Annotated in this window: 14 protein-coding genes; 6 read left to right on the plus strand and 8 right to left on the minus strand. The window is 74.5% G+C overall.

From position 1 onward, the window contains the following. Window positions 1-64: 64 nt before the first annotated feature. Window positions 65-1,114: an ABC transporter ATP-binding protein gene (locus tag IF23_RS0129380; protein ID WP_051739981.1), complete on the minus strand. Its 1,050-nt coding sequence runs from the start codon at window positions 1,112-1,114 to the stop codon at window positions 65-67. 348 nt (window positions 1,115-1,462) lie between these two features. Between IF23_RS0129380 and IF23_RS0129385 the strand changes: the two genes are divergently transcribed. The 3 genes from IF23_RS0129385 (at window position 1,463) to IF23_RS0129400 (ending at window position 5,782) form a co-directional block, all read left to right on the plus strand. Further along, the gene (locus tag IF23_RS0129385; protein ID WP_030289076.1) at window positions 1,463-2,329 is read left to right on the plus strand and encodes a M24 family metallopeptidase; all 867 of its coding nucleotides are present in this window, start codon (window positions 1,463-1,465) and stop codon (window positions 2,327-2,329) included. Next, window positions 2,326-4,227 carry an SDR family oxidoreductase gene (locus tag IF23_RS0129390; protein WP_281180026.1) on the plus strand — a complete coding sequence of 634 codons (1,902 nt, stop codon included), beginning with the start codon at window positions 2,326-2,328 and terminating at the stop codon, window positions 4,225-4,227. The genes IF23_RS0129385 and IF23_RS0129390 overlap by 4 nt, the downstream gene beginning before the upstream one ends. Window positions 4,228-4,570: 343 nt before the next feature. Then, entirely contained in the window at window positions 4,571-5,782 is a 1,212-nt protein-coding gene (locus IF23_RS0129400) for a MerR family transcriptional regulator (RefSeq protein ID WP_078654351.1), read from the plus strand. 96 nt (window positions 5,783-5,878) lie between these two features. Here IF23_RS0129400 and IF23_RS0129405 read toward each other — a convergent pair whose 3' ends face one another. Beyond that, entirely contained in the window at window positions 5,879-7,198 is a 1,320-nt protein-coding gene (locus IF23_RS0129405; protein WP_030289082.1) for a carotenoid oxygenase family protein, read from the minus strand. A 4-nt stretch (window positions 7,199-7,202) separates the two neighbouring features. Then, a complete protein-coding gene (locus IF23_RS0129410; RefSeq protein ID WP_030289085.1) occupies window positions 7,203-7,532 on the minus strand; it encodes a hypothetical protein in 330 nt (109 codons plus the stop codon). A gap of 111 nt (window positions 7,533-7,643) precedes the next feature. Between IF23_RS0129410 and IF23_RS0129415 the strand changes: the two genes are divergently transcribed. Continuing rightward, window positions 7,644-8,276 (plus strand): PadR family transcriptional regulator, encoded by a 633-nt coding sequence (locus tag IF23_RS0129415; protein WP_037680205.1) that lies wholly within the window; start codon window positions 7,644-7,646, stop codon window positions 8,274-8,276. A 76-nt stretch (window positions 8,277-8,352) separates the two neighbouring features. Here IF23_RS0129415 and pspAB read toward each other — a convergent pair whose 3' ends face one another. Next, complete coding sequence (gene pspAB / locus IF23_RS0129420) at window positions 8,353-8,916, minus strand: PspA-associated protein PspAB (RefSeq protein WP_030289089.1); 564 nt, start codon at window positions 8,914-8,916, stop codon at window positions 8,353-8,355. A gap of 114 nt (window positions 8,917-9,030) precedes the next feature. Beyond that, window positions 9,031-9,930 carry a zinc metalloprotease HtpX gene (gene htpX / locus IF23_RS0129425; RefSeq protein WP_030289091.1) on the minus strand — a complete coding sequence of 300 codons (900 nt, stop codon included), beginning with the start codon at window positions 9,928-9,930 and terminating at the stop codon, window positions 9,031-9,033. Between the two features lie 293 nt (window positions 9,931-10,223). Between htpX and IF23_RS0129430 the strand changes: the two genes are divergently transcribed. Continuing rightward, window positions 10,224-11,138: an LLM class flavin-dependent oxidoreductase gene (locus IF23_RS0129430; protein WP_030289093.1), complete on the plus strand. Its 915-nt coding sequence runs from the start codon at window positions 10,224-10,226 to the stop codon at window positions 11,136-11,138. 94 nt (window positions 11,139-11,232) lie between these two features. Then, window positions 11,233-12,285, plus strand: a complete 1,053-nt coding sequence (locus tag IF23_RS0129435; RefSeq protein WP_030289094.1) for an HAD hydrolase family protein — start codon at window positions 11,233-11,235, stop codon at window positions 12,283-12,285. 189 nt (window positions 12,286-12,474) lie between these two features. On the opposite strand, the gene IF23_RS0129440 is transcribed toward IF23_RS0129435, so the two are convergent. The 3 genes from IF23_RS0129440 to cydB all read right to left on the minus strand — a co-directional run bounded on the left by IF23_RS0129440 (window position 12,475) and on the right by cydB (window position 19,110). Continuing rightward, window positions 12,475-14,220 (minus strand): sensor histidine kinase, encoded by a 1,746-nt coding sequence (locus tag IF23_RS0129440; protein WP_078654352.1) that lies wholly within the window; start codon window positions 14,218-14,220, stop codon window positions 12,475-12,477. Window positions 14,221-14,328: 108 nt separating this feature from the next. Further along, complete coding sequence (gene cydD / locus IF23_RS0129445; RefSeq protein ID WP_078654353.1) at window positions 14,329-17,952, minus strand: thiol reductant ABC exporter subunit CydD; 3,624 nt, start codon at window positions 17,950-17,952, stop codon at window positions 14,329-14,331. Between the two features lie 156 nt (window positions 17,953-18,108). Continuing rightward, a complete protein-coding gene (gene cydB / locus IF23_RS0129450) occupies window positions 18,109-19,110 on the minus strand; it encodes a cytochrome d ubiquinol oxidase subunit II (protein WP_030289100.1) in 1,002 nt (333 codons plus the stop codon). Window position 19,111: the final 1 nt, after the last annotated feature.

Here is a 19,111-nt window from a genome sequence, read left to right on the forward strand (position 1 = left end):
GTCGGGGGTGGGCCCGTAGGGGGCGGGGCGGTGGCCGTCCGGGGTGGTGGCCGGTGAGGTGGGGTCAGCGGGCATCGGGGGCGCCTCCCTTCGGGGCGGGGTGCGGGGCGGGGGCCGGGATGGCGGGTGCGGTGCCGGGCGGGGCCTCGGCTGCGGTGGTGGCGGTCGCCGGGGTGTGGAAGACCTCGGCGAGGTGGTGGCGGCGGGGCTCCATGCGGACGAGGCCGAGGGTGGCGACGGTGTCGCGGACGAGGTCGTGCGGGTCCGTGCCGCCGGGCGCGTCGGCCTCGATGTGGAGGAGGTGCCCGGCGGTGGTGGCCGGGGCGGCGCCGGGTGCGTCGCGGGTGACGGTGGCTCCGGCGGCGGTGAGGGCCGCGTGGAGGGCGGTGGTGCCGTCGGGGTGCTCGTCGGTGTCGGTGACCTCGACGACCAGGGAGGTGGTCGCCCGGGTGAACTCGCCGGTGACGGAGGAGCGCAGCAGCGTCCCGCCGTCGATGACGACGACGTGGTCGCAGGTGCGTTCCAGTTCGCCGAGGAGGTGGGAGGTGACCAGGACGGAGATGCCGAAGTCGGTGTGGACGCGGCGGATCAGGCCGAGCATGTCGGCCCGGCCGACGGGGTCGAGGCCGTTGGTCGGCTCGTCGAGGAAGACCAGTTCCGGGTCGTGGACGAGGGCCTGGGCGAGTTTGACGCGCTGTTTCATGCCCGTGGAGTAGCCGCCGATGGGGCGGTAGCGCTCCTCGTAGAGGCCGACGTGGCGGAGGGTGTCCGCGGTGCGTTCGCGGGCCGCGGTGGGGGGCAGCCCGGACATCCGGGCCATGTGGACGACGAATTCGGTGGCGGAGACGTCCGGGGGCAGGCAGTCGTGTTCGGGCATGTAGCCGACGCGTTCGCGGATGGCGGCGCCGTGGGTGGTGACGTCCATGCCGAGGACGTGCGCGGTGCCCTCGGTGGCCGGGGCGAGGCCGAGGAGGATCTTGATCAGGGTCGATTTTCCGGCCCCGTTGGCGCCCACCAGGCCGGTCACACCGGGCGCGATGTCCACGGTCAGCCGGTCCAGGGCGGTCACCCGCGGGAACCGCTTGCTGAGGCTTTCGGTCAGGATGACGGTCACATCTCGACGGTAGTGGCGCCCGCCACACGGATCGTCAACCCAGGTGACGGTCCGCCCCTACCTCTCGGGGACGACGCCCCCTAGGGGAAGCCCTTCCCGCGGGGCATGGCGGAGGGGACGGGGCGGGTCGCGGGCGAGGTGCGGCCTCGGGTCGGGTGCTGCCGTGGGGCGGGTGCGGGTGGCCGTGGGGCGGGGGCTCAACGGGGCTCGGCCGGTGGGTCCGTGGCAGGTTCCGTGCGGGTTCGCCGCACGCCTCTTGACGTAGACGTCAGCGATTGTCACATTCATCAATGTCAAGTTACGCGCACGTACCGCGACGATGCCCTGCTGACGGACGGACGGTTGACGATGCCTGCAGTGACCTCACAGAATCCGGCGGCGGCCGGGGCCTTCGGCGCGCGACTGCGCGGCTTCCGGGAGGTCCAGCGCCTCGCCTACGAGTGCGCCGAGGCCGTCGCCGCGCAGCTCAAGCCGGGTGTCACCGAGCGGGAGGCGGCGCGGATGCAGCGGGTGTGGCTGCGCGGGCGCGGGGTGCGGGACTGGTTCCACCTGCCGTTCGCGTGGTTCGGCGACCGGACGGCGTTCGCCGGGTTCCGCGTGCCGCTGCAGTTCTTCCCGACCGGGCGGCGGCTGGAGCCGGGGATGCCGTTCATCCTCGACATGGCGCCGGTCCACCGCGGCTTCACCGCCGACATCGGCTACTCCGGCTGCCTGGGCCTCAACCCCGTCCACGACCGGCTGATGGCCGACCTGGAGGCGCACCGCGAACTGATCCTCCGCGAGGTGCGCGAGCGCCGCCCGCTGCGGGAGATCTACGAGGACGTCGAGCGCCTGATGGTGCGCCAGGGCCACACGAACCGGCACCGCGCCTACCCGTTCGGGGTTATCGCCCACAAGGTCGACCGGGTGCGGGAGCGGCGGTGGGCGCCCACCGTGTTCGGCTTCGGGACACAGTCCCTGAAGGGACTGGCGTCGGACGCGCTGCACGGCCACCGGGAGGGCTGGTCGCCGCTGTGGAGCCCGTACTCCTTCTCCGACCATCCGCCGCAGCCCGGGCTGTGGGCCGTCGAACCGCATCTCGGCTTCCGCGGTACGGGCGCGAAGTTCGAGGAGATCCTCGTCGTGACGGACTCCAAGGACCCGCAGGAGAGCGCGTTCTGGCTGGACGACGATCTGCCGCATGTGCGGCGCTGGCAGGAGGAGAAGGCCGGGTGACGCAGCTTCCGGATCCGGTCGGCAACGAAGTCGAGGAAGAGGGCGAGGAGAGGGACATGGCGGACGCGGTGGAAGGGCGCGGGGCGGCGGGCGCTGCCGGTGCGGCGGACTCCGGGAGCGGCGGCGCAGCTGCCGGGGCCGGTCTCCCGGGGGCCCGGGAGCGGTGGGTGCGCACCGGAGGTATCGAGCTGTGCGTCGCCGAACTGGGTGATCCGGAGCGGCCCACGGTGCTGCTGGTGCACGGCTACCCGGACAGCAAGGAGGTCTGGTCCGATGTCGCGCAGCGGCTCGCCGACCGCTTCCACGTGGTCCTGTACGACGTGCGGGGCTGCGGGCGCTCGACCGCGCCGCAGCCGCTGCGCGGCGGGTTCACCCTGGAGAAGCTGACCGATGACTTCCTCGCCGTCGCGGACGCCGTCAGCCCGGACCGGCCGGTGCACCTGGTGGGGCACGACTGGGGCTCGGTGCAGTCCTGGGAGTTCGCGACGGTCCGGCGGACCGAGGGCCGGATCGCGTCGTTCACCTCGATGTCGGGCCCGTCCCTCGACCACTTCGGCCACTGGATCAAGGGTCGCCTCAAGCGGCCCACCCCCCGCCGCGCCACACAGCTCCTGTCCCAGTCCCTGAAGTCCTGGTACGTGTACGCGCTGCACACCCCGGCGCTGCCGGAGATGGCCTGGAAGGGACCGCTCGGCAAGCGGTGGCCGGCGCTCATGGAACGGTTCGAGAAGGTGCCGGGTGGCGACTACCCGACGTCGTCCCTGCCCCGCGACGCGGCCCACGGCGCCTGGCTGTACCGCGACAACATCCGCTCCCGCCTCGGCCACCCCCGCGACGACGCCTTCGCCCACTGCCCGGTGCAGCTCATCACCCCGACCGGCGACGCGTTCCTGTCGGAGCGGCTCTACGACGACCTCGACCGCTGGGCGCCCCGGCTCACCCGCCGCACCCTCCCGGCCAAGCACTGGGTGCCGCGCACCCGGCCCGATCAACTGGCCGCGTGGATCACGGAGTTCGTCACCACCCAGGAGGAGGGCGACCCGGCGAAGGCGGTCGCGGCGTCCGGGGCGTACGCGGACCGGTTCGGCGGGCAACTGGTGCTGGTGACCGGCGCGGCGAGCGGCATCGGCCGGGCGACGGCGTTCGCGTTCGCGGAGGCCGGTGCACGGATCATCGCGGTGGACCGGGACGCGGAGGGCGCCGCCCGGACCGCGGACATGGCCCGGCTGATCGGCGCGCCGCAGGCGTACAGCGAGGTGGTCGACGTCGCGGACGCGGCGGCGATGGAGAAGCTCGCGGACCACGTCGAGGCCGCCTACGGCACGGTCGACGTGCTGGTCAACAACGCGGGCATCGGACTGTCGGGCTCCTTCATGGAGACATCGGTGGAGGACTGGCAGAAGGTCCTGGACGTCAATCTCTGGGGCGTGATCCACGGCTGCCGGACGTTCGGGAAGCGGATGGCGGAGCGCGGCCAGGGCGGGCACATCGTCAACACCGCCTCCGCCGCGGCCTTCCAGCCGTCCCGGGCGCTGCCCGCGTACAGCACGTCCAAGGCGGCGGTGCTGATGCTCAGCGAATGTCTCCGTGCCGAGTTGGCGGGGCAGGGCATCGGGGTCTCGGCGATCTGCCCGGGGCTGGTCAACACCAACATCACCGCCACCTCGCGGTTCACCGGGGTCTCGGCCGACGAGGAGAAGGCGCGCCAGACGAAGGCCACCCGGGTCTACGGGCTGCGCAACTACCCGCCGGAGAAGGTCGCGGACGCCGTGCTGCGCGCCGTGGTCCGCAACCAGGCGGTGGTGCCCGTCACCCCCGAGGCGCGCGGTGCGCGGTTCCTCTCCCGGGTGGCGCCGCGCGCGCTGCGGGCCGTCGCCCGCATCGAGCCTCCGCTGTGAGACGGGAGGCGACGCCTTCCGGGGCACGCCGGACCGGGAGGCGTCCCGGCCCGCGCCCGGCCGGGGCCTGTTCCGGCCCGGGTGCGGGCGGGGCCTGTTCCGGCCCGGGTGCGGGCGGGGCCTGTTCCGGCCCGGGTGCGGGCGGGGTCCGCCTCGGGTCGGGTGAGGGCCGGGCGCGGCGGTCCGGCGTGGGGAGCGGGGCGGTGCGGGGGCCGGTGGCGCGCCCGTACCATCCCTCGCAGGACGGGGCGTTGTACGGCCGTCGCCCCACCGGCGCCTCCCCGGTCGTCCGCGCCGCGGCGGGTGCGGTGAGCGGCGCGGCCGACCTGTGAGGAGCACCGCCTTGACCGACCAGCCGCAGCCGGAGTACCGCATCGAGGACCTGGCCCGCCTCAGCGGCGCCACCGTCCGCACCATCCGCGCCTACCAGGACCGCGGTCTGCTGCCCCGCCCGGAGCGCCGGGGCCGTGCCAACGTCTACGGCGACGCCCATCTCACGCGGCTGCGGCAGATCACCGACCTGCTGGAGCGCGGCTACACCCTCGCCAGCATCAAGGAGCTCCTGGAGGCGTGGGACGCGGGGCGGGACCTCGGCGGGGTCCTCGGGCTGGCCGCCGAGGTCGACGGGCCGTGGAGCGAGGAGCAGTCGTCCCTCGTCACCGCCGAGCAGTTGCACGACGCGTTCGGCGGTGCGGCGGACGGCTCGGGGCTCGACGGCGCGGCGCTCGCCGAGGCCGTCGAACTGGGCATCCTGGAGCCCGTACCGGACCGGGCCGAGGTGTACGCGGTGCCCAGCCCGCAGGAGCTGGCCGTCGCCGCCGAACTGCACTCCGCGGGCGTCCCGCTCACCGCCGTCGCCACCCATCTGCGGGAGCTGCGCGCGCAGGTCGAGCACATCGCCTCCCGCTTCCTGGACTTCACCACCGAGCATGTCTTCCAGCCGTTCCTCGACCGGCCGCCGACGGAAGCGGCGGCGGCCGAGGCGGCGGCGTTGGTCCGGCGGCTGCGGCCACTGGCCCGGCAGACCATCGACGCCGAACTCGCCCGCGCGATGCGCACTCTTGCCACCCGCCATCTGCGCGAGCACCTCGCCGGTGCGCTCCCGCCGGGTGATGCCCCCGAGGCGCCCGGGGCCGGTGCCTTCGACGAGGGCCGGACGGACATCTTCGGCGGTCATGCGCCCGGCAGCGGGGCGGGTGCCCGCGGGCCCTTCGCCGCCGAACCGCGCCGGTGCGGGGGTGTGCCCCGGCCCGCACGCGAGGGCGGCGGCGTGCCGCCCGCCGGGACCGGGCCCGCCCCGGTCCCCCGCGCCGAGGCGGACCGGGCCGCCGTGGTGCTGCCCGCCGACGCGGTGGCGGCCGTGCGGGAACTGGTCGGCCCGGAGAACACCGCCGCGTTCATCGCAGCGGCCGCGCGGCGGGAGGTGCAGGCCCGCGCCCTGGACGCCCTGGTCCCGCCGCTCCCCCACGGCACGGGTCCGGGCGGGGCGGCGCCGGTGCCCGGGCCGGACGGGACCGGTAGCTCCGGCGAGCCCCGCGGCGCCACCGGCGGCTGAGACCGCGGGCCGGGCCGATCCCGGTACCGGGATCTCTCCGCAGCGCACTGTGCTGTTGTCAAGGAGCAGGCCGGAAGCGCCGTGGCGCCCGTGTGGTCAACCGGCCGGATCCGGGAGCCAGTTGCCGTGGAATCCGTAGGGGACGCGCCGGGGCAGGTGGACGGTGGCGACGGGGCCGGCGGATATCTCCTCCGCGTCGAGGATCACCAGATCGCTGGTGTCCTTCGCCGCGTCGTGGACATAGGTGATCAGCCAGCCGGGGCCGCCGGGGACGTCGTCCGCGGGGGCGAAGGCCGCCTCGCCGGGGGTGCGGCCGGGCCCGAAGTCGTACCGCTCGGACGTTCCGGTCCGCAGGTCGTACCGGAGCAGCGCGCCGGGCGCCGGGCCGGAGCCGGGGCCCTCGGCGGCGGTGGCGTGGCCGAAGCGGGTGGGGCGTCCGGCGAGGCGGTCGTCGATCCGGGGGAACTCGCACTCCCGGTCGTCGAGTTGCTCCTCGCGGACGGTGCCGGTGGACAGGTCGAGGGTCCACCGCCACAGATGCGCCGGGGCCGGGACGCCGTAGGTCGCGTACCGGGAGACGTACAGGACGATGCGGTCGTCGCCGTCGTCGTGGGCGTTGAGGGCGTGGAAGACGTAGCAGGGGTCGATGGGCAGATGGCGGACCGGGCCGAAGGGGTCGTCGCGGCGCAGGACGCAGAGGCGGGCGCCGTACTCCGGGTCCCAGCGGTAGGGCATGCCGGGGGTGGTGTGGTCGAAGACGACCGGGAGGTCCATGAAGACGACGTGGGTATCGGTGAGGTGGAAGTCGTGCATCATCGTGTGGCCCGGTACGTCGATCGGGCGGCTGAGCACCAACTCCCCCGCGGCGTCGGCGCGGTGGTAGGTGAGATACGGGGGCCGTAGCCCGCCGTAGCCGAAGAAGTGCAGCTCACCGGTGGTGGGGCAGGTCTTCGGGTGGGCGGTCATGGCGGTGGTGAGACGGCCGCCGAAGTCGTACGGGCCGAGCGTCTCCAGCTCATGACCCGGGCGGTGGTCCAGTACGTAGGGGAAGGACGACTCGACCAGGGCCAGGGTGCGTCCGGCGTGCCGGACGACGTGGGTGTTGGCGAGACCGGCGGTGCGGTCGAACCCTCCCTTGCCGTCGTAGAGCGTGGCGCCGTCGGTGAAGGTCGTGGTGCGCACCCAGCGGTTGCGGTAGGCGGTGGCGCGGCCGTCCGCCAGGCGTACGCCGTGGACCATGCCGTCGCCGAGGAACCAGTGCGCCGAGGCGGCGGCGTGCGGGTTGGGGCCGTTGCGCAGGTACCAGCCGGTCAGCTCGGGTGGGACGGTGCCGGTGACCGGCAGGTCGTGGGTGGTGAGTTCATCGGGCACCGGGGCGAAGTTGCCCGCCAGGTGCGGGGCGGGTGCGGTGGTCATGGCGTCAGGCTCCCTGGGTCCGTACCGGGTGCTGCGGGGCGGCGTCGCGGAGATACCGGGCACGGGCCCGCTCCGGGTAGGCGGCGGTGAAGCGGGCCGGGAGGACGAACCCGGCGACCTGGACCGCGATCGAGAGGCCCGGGTGCCCGCCGTGGAAGGACAGGGCGGCCTGCGCGAGGGCGGTGAGGGTGAACGAGAGCGCCCAGCCCGCGGTGCGGTCGGTGAGCAGGAGCGCCGCCGCGAGCACCAGCCCGGCCAGTGCGCCCCACTGCCACCCGACCGAGGAGACGAATCCGAACGCCAGCCAGGGCAGGAATCCCCGTAGGTACTGCATGTCTTTCCCCCCACTGCGGGCCCCGCCCGCACATTTCTGTTTCGACATGTCGAAAGTAGAAGGTGAGAACCCGACGTGTCAAGAGTGGAATGTGGGAGTTAGTGTGCGGGCATGAGCCTGAAACATGCCGTGCTGGGCCTGCTGTCCGAATCCCCGGCGAGCGGCTACGACCTGATGAAGCTGTTCAACGCCTCGCTGACCAACGTCTGGCCGGCCACGCAGAGCCAGGTCTACGGCGAATTGGGCAAGTTGACCGCCGCGGGCCTCGCCGAGGTCTCCGCGCACGGCCCCCGTGGCCGCAAGGAGTACGCGATCACCCGGGAGGGCATCGCCGAGCTGCAGCACTGGCTCGCCGAGGTCCCGCCCGGCGGCCCGCACCGCGACGAGAGCCTGCTGCGGGTCTTCTTCCTCGGCGTCCTCACACCGCTGGAGGCCCGTACGTTCCTCCTCGGGCGCGCCGAGGAGACCGCCCGGCTCCACGCGGAACTCCGCCGGGTCGACGAAGAGACACAGTGGGACGACGACATGATCTCCGTCTACGGGCGGCTCACCCTGGAGTACGGGCTGCGCATGACCGCCGCCCAGGAGGAGTGGGCCCGCTGGGCCGCGGAGCAGATCGACTCCGCCAAGGTCCGCGAGGCGAGCGACCGGGTCCGTAGCCGCCACGGCCTCGGCACCGGCGACGGACCCGCCGCCACCGCCCGGGACGACGGACCCGACGACGCCCCCGCGCCCACCGCGTAACGCGCCCCCGGCGCTCGACCACGTCCTAGGGGCCGCCACGGGACACCCGCCCATGGCGGCCCCTGGGCCGTGCGGCTCAGAGCCCGGGCGCGCCCCATACGGGGAACCACCGGGCGAGATCGCTCTCGATCCGCAGATCGTCGCCGAGCATCGCCTTGACCTGCAGCTCCAGCGGGTTGTCGCGCTTCTCGGCGCCGTCCGCCGCGGGTGCGAAGGGGTAGAACGTGCCGCGCTTGTAGAGGTAGACGAGCGCCAGCCGCCGCCTCTGCTCGTCCTCGAAGCCCATCAGGGAACAGAGCAGCTGCGGGCCGAAACCGGCGCCCTCCAGGGCGGAGTTCACCGCGTGCAGGTCGTTGACCAGGCCCGCCGTGTCCTGCGGGTCGTGCCGCGCCTGCATCCAGGTGTACCCGTAGGCGTCCTGGCTGAAGTCGACCGGCGCCCCCAGGAGGGCGCGGACCTCCTCCTGGATGCGGGCGAACTCCCCGCCCTCGACGCTGGCGAAACAGACCGAACCGCGGCCGGTCGGCCGGAAGTCCGCCGCCGCCTCCAGCGTCACCGCCGCGGACGGCAGCGCGAAGAGCTGATCGAGGTCGGGGCGGACCGGCTTGCTGCGGCCGAGAAGGGCGTCCAGAAATCCCATGGCGTCATTCTCCCCGCTCGTCCCGTACGCCGCCCGGGGCACGCCCACCGGGCACGGCGAACGGCGCTTCCACCGTGGCCCCGTAGCGCCGTGCGCCCCGGGGCGCACGCGCCGTCACGGGCGCCCCAGCTGCGCCGAGATCCGGCCCAGCTGGTCCAGCCGCTGCTCCAGCGTCGGGTGCGAGGAGAGCAGCTGGTTGAAGGTCTCCTTGTTGAACGCCGGGGCGAAGAAGAAGGCGTTGAACGGCTGCGACTTGCGCAGATCGTCGGTGGGGATCCGGGCGATCTGCCCGGTGACCTTCGTCAGCGCGGAGGCCAGCGCCGACGGGCGGCCGGTGAGGATCGCCGCGGACCGGTCCGCGGACAGCTCGCGGTACCGGGACAGCAGCCGGGTCAGCAGGAAGCTGATCGCGTAGACGACCGCGCTGACCAGTGTGACGACGAGGACGGCGATGGCGGCGTTCTGATCGCGGTTGTTCCGTCCGACGCCGCTCCACAGGGCGGCGCGGGTGATGATCCCGGCCAGCACCCCCAGGAACGACGCGATGGTCATCACCGCGACATCGCGGTGCGCGACATGCGACAGCTCATGGGCGAGGACGCCCTCCAGCTCCTCCGGCTCCAGCCGCCGCAGCAGGCCCGTGGTGGCGCACACCATGGAGTTCTTCTGGTTGCGCCCGGTGGCGAAGGCGTTCGGGACGTCCGTCTCGGCGATGGCGACGCGCGGCTTCGGCATGTCCGCCAGCGCGCACAACCGGTCGACGGCGCCGTGCAGCTCGGGCGCCTGCTCCGGGGTGACCTCCCGCGCGCCCATGCTGAACGCGGCGATCCGGTCGCTGAACCAGAACTGCGCGACGAACATCCCGCCCGCCAGGAGCAGCACGATCACCCAGGCGCCCTTGAGCAGCACCACCAGCACACCGACGACCACCACGTACAGCAGCCCGATGAAGAACATCGTGGTGACCATCCGCGAGGTCAGCCCGCGATCGGGGGCGAATCGGGTCCGTGCCATGGCTTCCTCCATGCGCCGCGCCTTCGCGCACCGGGCGGGCCCGGGCGTGCACGCCTTCCCGCGCGCCGGGTCCCGCTCACTGCGCCGCTCGCTTCCGATTCTCCCTCTTCCTGGCGGTGTGCGGAATAAGTCCAGGTCAGTGGGGGCGGCGCAGCATCGACGGGCGCCCGACCGGGCCGTTCACGGCCCCGGCAGCCCCGCACGCCCCCGGGTCGGCAGGTCCCGCCGCACCCGTATACGGCCGGTTCCGGCGTCCCGGCCCGTCCGGTCGGCGCCCCCGTACGCTGGACGGCATGAGTCTGCGTCTGAGCACCGTGATCCTCCCGTACCGCCGGTGGCACGAGGGTGGCCGCGCCGCCTGGCAGCGGGCGGAGGAGCTGGGCTTCCACACGGCGTACACCTACGACCACCTGTCCTGGCGCGTCCCGTTCCGCGACGGCCCGTGGTTCGGCGCCGTCCCGACGCTGACCGCCGCCGCCGGGGTCACCGGGCGGATGCGGCTGGGGACGCTCGTCACCTCGCCCAACTTCCGCCACCCCGTCACCCTCGCCAAGGACCTGATCTCGCTCGACGACGTCTCCGGCGGCCGGATCACCCTCGGGATCGGCGCGGGCGGCACCGGCTTCGACGCGAGCGCCCTCGCCCCCAGCGGGCAGGAGCCGTGGACGCCGCGCGAGCGGGCCGACCGGTTCGCCGAGTTCGTACCGCTCCTCGACCGGCTGCTCACCGAGGACACCGTCACCCACGACGGCACCTTCTACTCGGCGGGCGGCGCGCAGAACATCCCCGGCTGCGTACAGCGCCCCCGGCTGCCCTTCGCCGTCGCCGCGACCGGCCCGCGCGGTCTGCGCCTCGCCGCCCGCCACGGGCAGGCGTGGGTGACCACCGGCGACCCGAAGCTGTACGCGACGGGCACGCCCGAGCAGTCCGTCGAGGCGCTGCGGGCCCAGGTGGACAAGCTCGGCAAGGCGTGCGCCGACGCCGGTCGCGACGCCGCGGAGCTGGACAAGATCCTGCTCACCGGCTTCACCCCGGACCGCGCCCGCCCCCTGGAGTCCGTCGCCGCCTTCGTCGACTTCGCGGGTCGCCACCGGGAGCTGGGCTTCACCGAACTGGTGCTGCACTGGCCGATCCCGGGGACGGACTTCGCGGCGGACCACGAGGTGTTCGAGGCGATCGCCACGGAGGCGCTCGGCCAGCTCGGCTGACCCGGGGCCGGAGCCGACACCGACCGGCTCCGGCGCCCGAAACCGTCCCGCCCCAGGGCTTCCCCCCGCCGCCCCGTACGCGAAGATTGAGCCCGTGACCTCTCCGACGCCTCCCCGAGTCCCCGTCCCCGGCCAGGGCGTTCCGCCCCGGCTGATCGCGACCGACCTCGACGGAACGTTGCTGCACGACGACAAGACGGTCTCGGAGCGGACCGTCGCCGCGCTCGCCGCCGCCGAACGGGCCGGGGTCGACGTCTTCTTCGTCACCGGGCGACCGGCCCGGTGGATGGACGTGGTCAGCGACCATGTGCACGGCCACGGGCTGGCGATCTGCGCGAACGGTGCGGCCGTCGTCGATCTGCACCGGGGGCGCCGGTTCGTCGAGGTCAACCCGTTGCCGCTGGGGGCCGCGCGGGAGGTGGTGACGGCGCTGCGGGCCGCCGCGCCCGGGACGTCGTTCGCCGTCGAGCGGACCGGCGGCATCCACTACGAGCCGCACTACCCGCCGTTCCACCGCGATCCGGCGGCCGTCACCGCCCCGGTCGAGAAGCTGCTCGCCGACGACTTCGACCCGCCGCCCGGGCCCGCGCCCACCACGCTCGGCGCGGGCGACGAGGTGGTCGCCGCCCCCGTGGGAGCGCCGGACGCCGTCCCCGTAGGCGCGCAGGGCGCCGCCCCGGTGGGCGCGGCGGACGCCGGTGCGCCCCGTACGGTCGGCGTCCGACCGGGGCTCTCCGGGAGCGTCGCGGAGGAGATCCCCACGGTCGGCCCGGGGCAGCCCGTGCTCAAGCTGCTGGCCCACCACGACGCGTGGGAGCCGGACGTGTTCCTCGCGCTGGCGCGGGAGGCCGCCGGGCCGCTGGCGTCGATCACCCGGTCCAGCCCCACCGCGCTGCTGGAGATCAGCGGCCCCGGAGTGAGCAAGGCCCGGACGCTGGCCCGGTGTTGTGCGGCGCGCGGTATCGCCCCGGAGCAGGTCACCGCCTTCGGGGACATGCCCAACGACATGGAGATGCTGGCCTGGGCGGGCGCCTCGTACGCCATGGCCAACGCCCATCCCGACGTCCTCGCGGTCACCACCGGACGCACCGCCTCCAACAACGAGGACGGCGTCGCGGCCGTCATCGAACGGATGCTGGGCCTCTAGGGAGCACCGGTCCGGGACGGCGCGCACCGGCCTTCCGCGCGCCCCTGATCCGTACCGCCACGGCCCGGCGTGCACCGTGCCTCGCGCGCCCCCGCCGGGACCCGTTCCGGCCCGGCGCGCGTCAGCCTCCCGCGCGCCCCGCCGGTGCCCGGCCGCTCCCCGGCGCCTCGCGCAGCGCCGCGCGCCCCCTCACAGCGGCGCCTCCCACACCACCGTGGTGCCCCCGCCGTCCGGCCCGATGCCGGGGCCGTGGGTGCTCGCCCCGCCCAGCGCCTCGGCGCGTTTGGCGAGGTTGCGCAGGCCGCTGCGGCGGCCGTCCGCGGGGATGCCGATGCCGTCGTCGGCGACGGTCAGCCGGACGCCGTCGGTGCCGTCCGGCAGTTTCACCGTCGCGTCCACGACGACCTCGATCCGCGCCGCCCCGGCGTGCCGGAACGCGTTCGACAGCGCCTCACGGACCGCCGCGATGAGGTTCTTGCCGGTCAGCTCGCCGACCCGGGCGTCCACCGGGCCGACGAACGACGCCGACGGCCGGAAGCCCAGCGGGACGGCGGCGGTGCCGATCTCCCGCAGCACCCGGGTGCGCAGCCCGGACGGCGCCTCGGCGGGCTCCTGCTGGAGGGCGAAGATCGCCGTCCGGATCTCCTGGATCGTCACGTCCAGCTCGTCCACGGCCTTCGCCATGTTCTCCTTCACCTCGGGCACGACGGCCCGCCGCTGGGCGCTCTCCAGGAGCATCCCGGTGGCGAACAGCCGCTGGATGACCAGGTCGTGGAGGTCGCGGGCGATCCGGTCGCGGTCCTCGTAGACGGCGAGCCGGGCGCGGTCGCGCTGGGCGTCGGCGAGGACCAGCGCCAGCGCCGCCTGCGCGGCGAACTGCGTGGCCAGGGTGCGCTCGGCCGCGGTGAAGGGGCGGGCGCCGCGCGCCCTGGGGACGGCGAGGGTGCCCAGGACCCGGCCGTCGCTCCTGAGAGGCAGCATCATGCTCGGCCCGAACCGCGGCGCCAGCGCGGTGACCATCCTCGGATCGGTGGCCGAGTCGTCGAGGAACAACGGCTCCCCGGCCAGCAGTTGCTCCGCCACCGGGCTGTCCGGCGGGATCTGCGTGCCCATGATGCCGACCGGGTCGTCCGCCGACACCGCGACGATCTCCAGACCGCCCTCCTCGTCCGGCAGCAGCACGATCCCGGCCGCCGAATCCGCCAGCCGCCGGGCCTGTTCGGCGACGACGGCGAGCGCGTCGTCCACATCGCTGCCCTTGAGCAGCTCGGTGGTGACGGCGACGGACCCGTCGATCCAGTGCTCCCGCTGCCGGGTCGCGGCGTAGAGCCGGGCGTTGCCGATGGCGATGCCCGCCTCGGTGGCGAGGACCCGCACCATGTGCAGATCCTCCTCGCTGAACTCGCCGCCGCCGTGCTTCTCCGTCAGATAGAGGTTGCCGAAGATCTCGTGCTGGACACGGATCGGCACCCCCAGGAACGTCCGCATCGGCGGATGCCCCGCGGGGAAGCCGCACGAGCGGGCGTCCTGGGTGAGGTCGGCGAGCCGCACCGCCTGCGGATCGTGGATGAGCGCGCCCAGCAGCCCCTTGTGGCCGTCGGGCAGCGCGCCGATGCGCCGCCGGTCCTCCGCGGTCACGCCGTACGTCACGAAGTCCGACAGGCCCTCGCGCGCCTCGTCGATGATGCCGATGGCGGCGTACCGGGCGTCGGCCAGCTCGGCGGCGGTCTGCACGATGCGGTCCAGCGTGACGTGCAGATCGAGACCGGCGCCGACGGTGCGCATCGCCTCCATCAGGCGCGGCACCCGCGCGGTCAGCTCCGCGGAGAGCCCCTGGAGGCTGCGGGTCGCCTCCGTGGCGGCCTGCAACGCGTCGGTGTCCGCCCCGGGGTGCCCGGGGTCCTGCGGTACGGAGGGCCCTTCGGTGGCTGCCATACCCCGAGCCTAATACGGGCTGGTTTGTTGGCGTTTGCGACGTCGGCGGCGGCCGGGACCGCGCCCGGAGCCGGTGCCTCCGCGGCAGCCGGGCAGGGGCGCGTCCCGCTACCCGCGCGCCGCCCCCGCCACGGCCTCGCGCCCCGCCGCCGCGGCCCCGGCGCCGTACACCGCGTCCACCTCGCGCTCGCGCTCCAGCATCCGCCGGAACGGACCGTCCGCCGCGGCCAGCTCCGCGTACCCGCCGCGCTGGACCGGGCGGCCGCCGTCCAGCACCAGGATCTCGTCGACCGCGTCGAGCCCGGTGAGCCGGTGGGTGATCAGGACCGTGGTGCGGCCCTCCGTCGCGGCCAGCAGATCGGCGGTGAGCGCGTCGGCGGTGGCCAGGTCCAGATGCTCGGCGGGCTCGTCCAGGACGAGGACGGGGAAGTCGGCCAGCAGCGCGCGGGCCAGCGCCAGACGGCGCCGCTGCCCGCCCGACAGGCGCGCACCGTGCTCGCCGACCATGGTGTCGAGCCCGTCCGGCAGCGACCGCACCCACCCGGCGAGCCGGGCCCGCTCCAGCGCCTCCCACAGGTCGTCGTCGCCGGTCACCTCCGGTGCGGCGAGCCGGAGGTTCTCCCGCAGCGAGCTGTCGAAGACGTGCGCGTCCTGCGCGCAGAGCCCCACCAGCCGCCGCACCGCGTCGCCGTCCAGCTCCGCGGCGTCCGTCCCGGCCAGCGTGTACCCGCCCGCCTCCCGGTCCAGGAACCGCAGCAGCACCTGCGCCAGCGTGGTCTTGCCGGAACCGGACGGCCCGACGACCGCGAGCCGCCGCCCCGCGTCCAACGTGAAACCGACCCCGTCCAGCGCCGCGACCGCCTGCCCCGGATGGCGGGCCGTCAGATCCCGTACGACCAGCGGGAACGGAACGTCCGGTGCGGGCTTCGGCGCCTCCGGTTCGCGGACCGGGGCGGGCGCGTCCAGCACCTCGAAGACCCGCTCGGCGGCGCGCCGGGTCCGCAGCCGGTACTGCGCCGCGAGCGGCAGCCCGGCCACCGCCTCGAAGGCGGCCAGCGGCGTCAGCACCACGACGGCGAGGAGGACGCCGTCCAGCCGCCCGTCGTGCACCGCCTGTACGCCCAGCGCCGCGGAGACGGTGACGGTCAACCCGCTCAGCAGCGCCGACAGTCCGGCGCCGACGCCCGCGGCCCGCGCGGAGCGGGACGCGATCCGGGTCAGCTCGCCGTCCGCCGCCCCGACCGCCGCGGTACGGGAGGAGAGCGCGCCCGCGACGGTCAGCTCGGCGGTGCCGGTGAGCAGATCGACGACCCGAGTGGCGAGGGCGCCGCGGGCCGGGGCCAGCCGCCGTTCGGCGCGCCGGGACAGCGTGGCCGACAGCAGCGGCACCCCCGCCCCGGCGAGCAGCAGCCCGACGGCGAGCACCACGCCCGCCTCCGGCAGCAGCCAGGCGGTGAAGCCGACCGTGCCCACACCGACCACCACGGCCGCCCCGACCGGCAGCAGCCAGCGCAGGAAGTGGTCCTGCACGGCGTCGACATCGGCGACCAGCCGGGAGAGCAGATCGCCGCGGCGCCGCTCCCGCAGCCCGGCGGGCGCCAGCCGCTCCAGCCGCCGGTAGACCGCCACCCGGACGTCGGCGAGCATCCGGAACACCGCGTCGTGCGCCACCAGCCGCTCCGCGTACCGGAACACCGCCCGCCCGATGCCGAACGCGCGGGTCGCGGTGACCGCCACCATCAGATAGAGCACCGGGGGCTGCTCCGAGGCCCGGGAGATCAGCCAGCCGGACGTCGCCATCAGCCCGATCGCGCTGCCCAGCGCGAGGCTGCCGAGCAGCAGCGCCAGCGCGAACCGCCCCCGGCGCGCCCGCGCCATCCGCCGCAGCCGGGCGAGCGCGGAGCCACCGGCGGGCCGCTGCTCCGCCCCGTCCGGCGCCGCCGCGGGACCGGCCGCCTCCTCGGGAGCGGCCGCGGGGGTCGCCGCCCGCGCCGCCGCGCCGCGCTCCGGCTCGGCCGCCTCCGCCGCATCGGCCGCCGGATCGGGCAGCCGCACCACCCGGTCGGCCACCGCCAGCAGCGCCGGTCGGTGGACAACGAGCAGCACCGTCCGCCCGGCGGCCAACCGGCGGACCGCGTCGACGACGCCCGCTTCCGTCGCCCCGTCCAGGTTGGCGGTCGGCTCGTCCAGGAGCAGGATCGGCCGGTCGGCGAGGAACGCCCGGGCCAGCCCGATGCGCTGGCGCTGACCTGCGGAGAGACCCGCGCCGGACTCGCCGATGCGGGTGTCGGCGCCGTCCGGGAGAGCGTCGGTGAAGTCGAGGGCGCCCGCGTCCCGCAGCGCCCGGCGCACCGCCGCGTCGTCCGCGTCCGGGCGCGCCAGCCGGACGTTCTCGGCGAGCGTCCCGGCGAAGAGGTGCGGCTGCTGCGGCACCCAGGCGATCCGGGCGCGCCACTGCTCGGGGTCGAGCGTGGCGAGGTCGGTGCCGTCGACGAGGATCCGGCCCTCGGACGGCGCCGCGAAGCCCAGCACGGCGTTGAGCAGGGTGGACTTCCCGGCGCCGGACGGGCCGGTCAGCGCGACCGTCTCGCCCTCCCGGACCTCGAACGACGTCGCCGGGAGCGACGGGCTCCGGCGTCCCGGGTGGCGGACGACCAGGCCGTCGACGGTCAGCGCGGTACCGGCGGGCGCGGGCGCCGTCCCGGCGGGCGGCAGCTCCGTCTCCAGCACGGCGAAGATCTCGTCGGCGGCCGCCAGGCCCTCCGCCGCCGCGTGGTACTCGGCGCCCACCTGCCGCAGCGGCAGATACGCCTCTGGCGCCAGGATCAGCACCATCAGCCCGGTGGTCAGATCGAGTTCGCCGTGGACCAGCCGCATCCCGATGCCGACGGCGACCAGCGCGACGGAGAGCGTGGCGAGGAGCTCCAGCGCGAACGAGGAGAGGAACGCGACCCGCAGGGTGCGCAGCGTCGCGCGCCGGTAGGAGCCGGTCAGCGTGCGGATGGCGGTGGCCTGGGCCTTGGCCCGGCCGAAGACCTTGAGCGTCGGCAGCCCCTCGACGACGTCGAGGAAGTGCCCCGAGAGCCGCGACAGCAGCCGCCACTGCCGGTCCATCCGCGCCTGCGTGGCCCATCCGATGAGGACCATGAAGAGCGGGATCAGCGGCAGCGTGACGACGATGGTCAGCGCGGAGATCCAGTCGCCGGTGACGATCCGCGCCAGCACCGCGACGGGCACCACGACGGCGAGACCGAGCTGCGGCAGATAGCGGGCGAAGTAGCCGTCCAGCGCATCGATGCCGCGGGTGGCGAGGGTGACGAGTTCACCGGTACGCCGCTCACCGTCCGCGCCGGGCTCCGCACCGCCGTCCGCCATGGCATCGCCGGTACGCCGCGTCGCCGCGCCCGGACCGAGCAGCGCCGCCCGCTCCACCAGCCGGGTCCGCAGCTCGGACTTGACCGCGGCGCTCGCACGGTGCGCCGCACGTTCGGTGAGCCAGGAGACCAGCCCGCGCCCGGCGGAGACCGCGGCGAGCAGCGCGACCGGAACGGCCAGGTCACCGAGGGCGCGGCCGTGCTGGAAGGCGCCGACGACGATCTCGGCGATGAGCATCGCCTGGCCGATGACGAGACCCGCGCCGGCCAGCCCGAGAAGCACCACGGCGACGAGGAATCCGCGGGTGGCGCGGGCGTGACGGAGCAGGCGCGGGTCGATGGGTTTCACGTGAAACATCCGTCCTGGCAAGCCGGTTGGCGCCGCCCTCGAGGAGCGGAGCCGCCCGGCGGGCTCGGGCTGGCGGTCCGGGAGGGTGCCGGTCCCCGGCAGGAGATCCGGCACCGCCCCGGCGGGCGCCCGCAGCGTCCTCCCGCGCGGGAGGACGCCACGGACCTAGTGGGCGTCGGCGATGTTCTGGGTGCCGATGCGCTTGCGGAACACCCAGTACGTCCACCCCTGGTAGAGCATCACGATCGGCGTCGCGATCCCGGCGCACCAGGTCATGATCTTCAGGGTGTACGGGCTGGACGAGGCGTTGGTGACGGTGAGGCTCCAGGCGTCGTTCAGCGTCGACGGCATGACGTTCGGGAAGAGCGTCAGGAACAGCATCGCCACCGCGGCGACGATCGTGAGACCGGAGAAGCTGAACGCCCAGCCCTCCCGGCCCAGCTGGTTGGCGCCGAGCGCCGCGACCAGCGCGACGACCGCCACGACCAGCGCGGTCAGGCTGGCGCCGTTGCCCCGGTGCACCTGCGTCCAGATCAGGAACGCCACCGCCAGCACCGCGGCGACCAGACCGATGCCCGTCGCCATCCGGCGGGCCCGGCCCCTTATGTCACCGAGCGTCTTGAGCGCCGTGAAGACCGCGCCGTGGAAGGTGAACAGCGTCAGCGTGACCAGCCCGCCCAGCAGCGCGTACGGGTTGAGCAGGTCCAGGAAGCCGCCGACGTACTCCTTGTGCGCGTCGATCTTCACGCCGTGCACGATGTTGCCGAACGCCACGCCCCACAGGAAGGCGGGGAGCAGCGAGGTCCAGAAGATCGCGTGTTCCCAGTTGCGCTGCCACCGCTCCTCGCTGCGCTTGGCGCGGTACTCGAAGGCGACGCCGCGCACGATCAGGCAGACGAGGATCACCAGCAGCGGCAGGTAGAAGCCGGAGAAGAGCGTGGCGTACCACTCCGGGAAGGCGGCGAAGGTGGCGCCGCCCGCGGTGAGCAGCCACACCTCGTTGCCGTCCCAGACCGGGCCGATGGTGTTGATCAGGACGCGCCGCTCGGTGCGGTCGCGGGCGAGCAGTTTGGTGAGGACACCGACCCCGAAGTCGAAGCCCTCCAGGAAGAAGTAGCCCGTCCAGAGCACGGCGATGAGGACGAACCAGACGTCGTGGAGTTGCACA

Origin of the sequence: Streptomyces catenulae (assembly GCF_000718015.1) — a bacterium.
GTDB lineage: Bacteria > Actinomycetota > Actinomycetes > Streptomycetales > Streptomycetaceae > Streptomyces > Streptomyces catenulae.

What these genes read in the sequence shown, in the direction of transcription:
- IF23_RS0129385 (WP_030289076.1), top strand. Translation starts at nt 1,463, where the DNA reads ATGCCTGCAGTGACCTCACAGAATCCGGCGGCGGCCGGGGCCTTCGGC.
- IF23_RS0129405 (WP_030289082.1), bottom strand. Translation starts at nt 7,198, where the DNA reads ATGACCACCGCACCCGCCCCGCACCTGGCGGGCAACTTCGCCCCGGTG.
- IF23_RS0129410 (WP_030289085.1), bottom strand. Translation starts at nt 7,532, where the DNA reads ATGCAGTACCTACGGGGATTCCTGCCCTGGCTGGCGTTCGGATTCGTC.
- IF23_RS0129415 (WP_037680205.1), top strand. Translation starts at nt 7,644, where the DNA reads ATGAGCCTGAAACATGCCGTGCTGGGCCTGCTGTCCGAATCCCCGGCG.
- pspAB (WP_030289089.1), bottom strand. Translation starts at nt 8,916, where the DNA reads ATGGGATTTCTGGACGCCCTTCTCGGCCGCAGCAAGCCGGTCCGCCCC.
- htpX (WP_030289091.1), bottom strand. Translation starts at nt 9,930, where the DNA reads ATGGCACGGACCCGATTCGCCCCCGATCGCGGGCTGACCTCGCGGATG.
- IF23_RS0129430 (WP_030289093.1), top strand. Translation starts at nt 10,224, where the DNA reads ATGAGTCTGCGTCTGAGCACCGTGATCCTCCCGTACCGCCGGTGGCAC.
- IF23_RS0129440 (WP_078654352.1), bottom strand. Translation starts at nt 14,220, where the DNA reads ATGGCAGCCACCGAAGGGCCCTCCGTACCGCAGGACCCCGGGCACCCC.
- cydD (WP_078654353.1), bottom strand. Translation starts at nt 17,952, where the DNA reads ATGTTTCACGTGAAACCCATCGACCCGCGCCTGCTCCGTCACGCCCGC.